The sequence below is a fragment of the Streptomyces sp. NPDC056480 genome (assembly GCF_042795405.1).
GTDB lineage: Bacteria > Actinomycetota > Actinomycetes > Streptomycetales > Streptomycetaceae > Streptomyces.
Window position 1 is genome coordinate 1 of sequence record NZ_JBHTSA010000243.1, and the last position, 3,413, is coordinate 3,413.

The 3,413-nt window shown below is 71.1% G+C and carries 3 protein-coding genes; 1 reads left to right on the forward strand and 2 read right to left on the reverse strand.

The window, feature by feature from the left end; genetic code table 11:
* Positions 1-84 precede the first annotated feature (84 nt).
* Both ACFQ79_RS40550 and ACFQ79_RS40555 read right to left on the reverse strand, forming a co-directional pair.
* Positions 85-711: a hypothetical protein gene (locus tag ACFQ79_RS40550; protein ID WP_383593381.1), complete on the reverse strand. Its 627-nt coding sequence runs from the start codon at positions 709-711 to the stop codon at positions 85-87.
* Positions 712-946: 235 nt separating this feature from the next.
* Complete coding sequence (locus tag ACFQ79_RS40555) at positions 947-1,630, reverse strand: class I SAM-dependent methyltransferase (protein ID WP_383593384.1); 684 nt, start codon at positions 1,628-1,630, stop codon at positions 947-949.
* Between the two features lie 283 nt (positions 1,631-1,913).
* On the opposite strand from ACFQ79_RS40555, the gene ACFQ79_RS40560 reads away from it, so the two are divergent.
* The gene (locus tag ACFQ79_RS40560; protein WP_383593387.1) at positions 1,914-3,359 is read left to right on the forward strand and encodes a purine-cytosine permease family protein; all 1,446 of its coding nucleotides are present in this window, start codon (positions 1,914-1,916) and stop codon (positions 3,357-3,359) included.
* The last annotated feature ends 54 nt before the right edge of the window (positions 3,360-3,413 follow it).

Sequence of the window (3,413 nt, forward strand, 5' to 3'; positions counted from 1 at the left end):
GGCGGGACTCCCCCGCCGGACCGGCGTTCCGTGTGCCCGGGGCGGGCGGTGTCCGCCGGTATCCGCCCTGCCCGCGCCGGTGGATCAGTCCTGCGTCGACCCGTCGGCAGCCGTGCGACGCCCGCCGACGGAGGCGACCAAGGCGTCCGCCACGACCGCGGCGTCAGCCTCCGCGACGTCTGCCGGGTACTCCGGCAGCAGGTCGTCCCAGACCGGCATCCATGACCCGTACAGCTGGGACTGTCCCTCGGGCCGGGCGAAGAACCAGATGTGCAGGTGGGCGCCGCCGTCCCCGATGCGGTAGACGTGGGCACGCGAGATGTGGGGCACGGCCTGCACATGGCGGACGATGTGCGTGGACAGGACCCCCAACTCGGCCGCCAGCTCGTCGGGCAGGTCTGCCATGTCGTAGTGGTCGAGCGGATGCAGCATGAGCACCAGCGGCACGCCGACTCCCGCGATCCGCGTGAGCCGCCAGCGTTCGTTGAACCAGATCCCCTCGCCGCGGTCACGGCACGACGCGCAGTCAGACGGGTCCTCGCCGTGGCGCGGAGGCTCGGGCAGCACGGGCGGGCGCAGGGGAGAGACACGCAGTCCGTCCGCTTCGAACGGGCTGATGCTCCACCCTGTCATGCGCGCGAGGGGGAGCCGCCGCTCGGCGTCGGCAGCGGCGAGCGCGTGGTCGTAGAACTCGTCAGGTCGCAAGGCCATGGCGCGAAGACTAGTTCGACACCGACGCCCGGCGCGGAGCGGGGTGATCATTCTCCTGGTGAGGGGACAGCGCGAGCGGTTCTCGCCCGCTCTTCCCGACCTGCGCGGCTTTGCCAGGCCCTGCTTGCCAGGCCCTGCTTGCTTGCCCTGCTTGCTTGGCCCTGCTTGCTTGGCCCTGACCGACCCTGACCGGCCCTGCCCGCCTGAAGCCTTCCTACGAGCGGCAGTTGCCCGATCAGCGCACGCGGCGGGCGCGCAGCACCAGGTCGTCTGTGTGGTGCGCGCCGGCGCCGCCGTCGGGTGCCACCCGGGCGCGCTGCTCGTCCACCTCCACCACCCAGTCGTCGCCGAGGAGGGCCGTGACCATCGAGGGCCAGACGTAGTCGGCCGGGTCGAAGCCGCTTTCCTCCGGCGGCCGGGTGTCCATTCCCGCGTGGTGGACGAGGAGCAGTACACCGCCGACCGCGACGGCCTCGATCAGCGCTCGCTCGGCGGCCGCGTCGGGGGTGCGCAGCAGCGCCGGGTACTGCGCGGAGACGAGCTCGAAGGAGGCCGGCGGGAGCGCCGCGTCCGCCAGGGGGGCGTGGACCCAGCGGACGGCGACGCCCGCGTCCCGTGCGTGCCCGACCGCCCGTTCGAGGGCCACGCCGGAGACCTCGAGCGCGGTCACGTCCCAGCCGCGGCGGGCGAGCCAGACGGCGTCCGCGCCCTCACCGCAGCCGACGTCGAGAACGCGCCCGGGGGTGAGCCCGGCTACCTCTGCCACGAGCGCGCCGTTCGGCCGGCCGCTCCAGAGTTGTCGCCGGTCGAGGTAGCGGTTGTCCCACTCCGCCCGCACTGCGGGGTCTCCGACGTATCCGTCGGTGAGGGGCGAGGGAGCGGCGGACGCGGGCGATCCCGCTGCGATGTTTTCGGTCACGGACCCACCATGCCCATCCGGCCGCTCGCGTGCGTCGATTCTTGCCGGTCCGGCAAAAACCAAGTCGCGGATGCGGGGCGGAGTTCGGTCGTACTGGACGTCGTGTGCACGCGCGACCCTCCGGGTACGCAAGGTGTCGACCCGGCAGCGGAACCTCTTTGAAATTCTCCATTCAGAATCTTGATACCTGTTCACCCCTATGCGAGATTCGGCGCACGCAGCCCGTGTCAACGGCTGCGTTCCGTCCGGACACACCGGAACCGCTGCGGGAGAGGTCTCCACCATGCCGGTCCAGCACACCCCCGGGGAGCGACTCTCGATGGAGACGCGCACCATCGAGGTCATCCCCGACGCCGAGCGGCACGGCACGCCGCGTAGCCAGTTCACCCTGTGGTTCGGCGCCAACATGCAGATCACCGCGATCGTCGACGGCGCCCTCGCCGTCGTCTTCGGCGCCGACGCGCTGTGGGCGATACCCGCGCTGCTGATCGGAAACGTGCTCGGCGGCATCGTGATGGCGCTGCACTCCGCGCAGGGACCGCGGCTCGGCGTCCCGCAGATGATCTCCAGCCGGGCGCAGTTCGGCGTCCACGGCGCCGTCCTGCCCCTGCTGTTGGTGATCCTGATGTACCTCGGCTTCGCCGCGACCGGCAGTGTCCTGGCCGGCCAGGCGCTGTCCGAGATGCTGCACATCAACAACACGAACGCCGGCATCCTCGTCTTCGGCGCGCTGACCGCCGTGGTCGCGGTCACCGGGTACCGGCTCATCCACATCGCGGGGCGCGTCGCCACCGTCGTCGGCGTACTCGGCCTCGCCTACCTGCTGGTGCGGCTGTTCACGCAGTACGACGTCGGCGCGCACGTCGGCGACAAGGGCTTCGAGACGGCGACCTTCCTCCTCGCCGTGGGGCTCGGCGCCGGATGGCAGCTGACCTTCGGCCCGTACGTCGCCGACTACTCGCGCTACCTGCCGCGCGACACCAGCACGCGCGCGACGTTCTGGTCCACGTTCGCCGGCTCCGTCATCGGCTCCCAGTGGGCCATGACGCTGGGAGCGCTCACGGCCGCCGTCGCCGGCAAGACCTTCCTCAGCGACCAGGTGGGGTTCCTCGGCGACCTCGCGGGGCCCGCGGTCCTCGCCGTCCTCATCTACCTGGTGATCGTGGTCGGCAAGCTGACCGTCAACTGTCTCAACGCGTACGGCGGCTTCATGTCGATCCTGACCACCGTCACCGCGTTCGACGGCCGCTCGCGCATCTCGGCCGCCGCCCGCGCCGCCTACATCGTCGGCTTCACCGCCGTGTCGATGGTCATCGCGCTGGCCGCCAGTGACGACTTCCTGAACAACTTCAAGAACTTCGTGCTCCTGATCCTGATGGTGTTCACCCCGTGGAGCGCCATCAACCTGGTCGACTACTACCTGGTCTCCCGCGAGCGCGTCGACATCCCCGCCCTGTACGACCCGGACGGCCGCTACGGCCGGTGGAACGTCACCGCGCTGACCTGCTACGTCCTGGGCGTCGCCGTCCAGATCCCGTTCCTGGCCACCAAGCTGTACACCGGCGCGCTCACCAAGAGGCTCGACGGCGCCGACATCTCGTGGATCGTCGGGCTCGTGGTCACCGCGGCCCTGTACTGGCTGTGGGTGCGGCGCACGGCCGACCCGCCCGCCGAGACGGTCCACCCGGCCGTCACCGAGACCGACGACGCGACCGCGCCGGTCGGCTGACCCGTACGACACGCGCCCACGGGGCGGCGGCGTCGGGCGCGAGCGGTACGACCG

Excerpts from the sequence above, each read along its gene's own strand:
- ACFQ79_RS40550 (WP_383593381.1), bottom strand. The coding sequence starts at position 711 with ATGGCCTTGCGACCTGACGAGTTCTACGACCACGCGCTCGCCGCTGCC.
- ACFQ79_RS40560 (WP_383593387.1), top strand. The coding sequence starts at position 1,914 with ATGCCGGTCCAGCACACCCCCGGGGAGCGACTCTCGATGGAGACGCGC.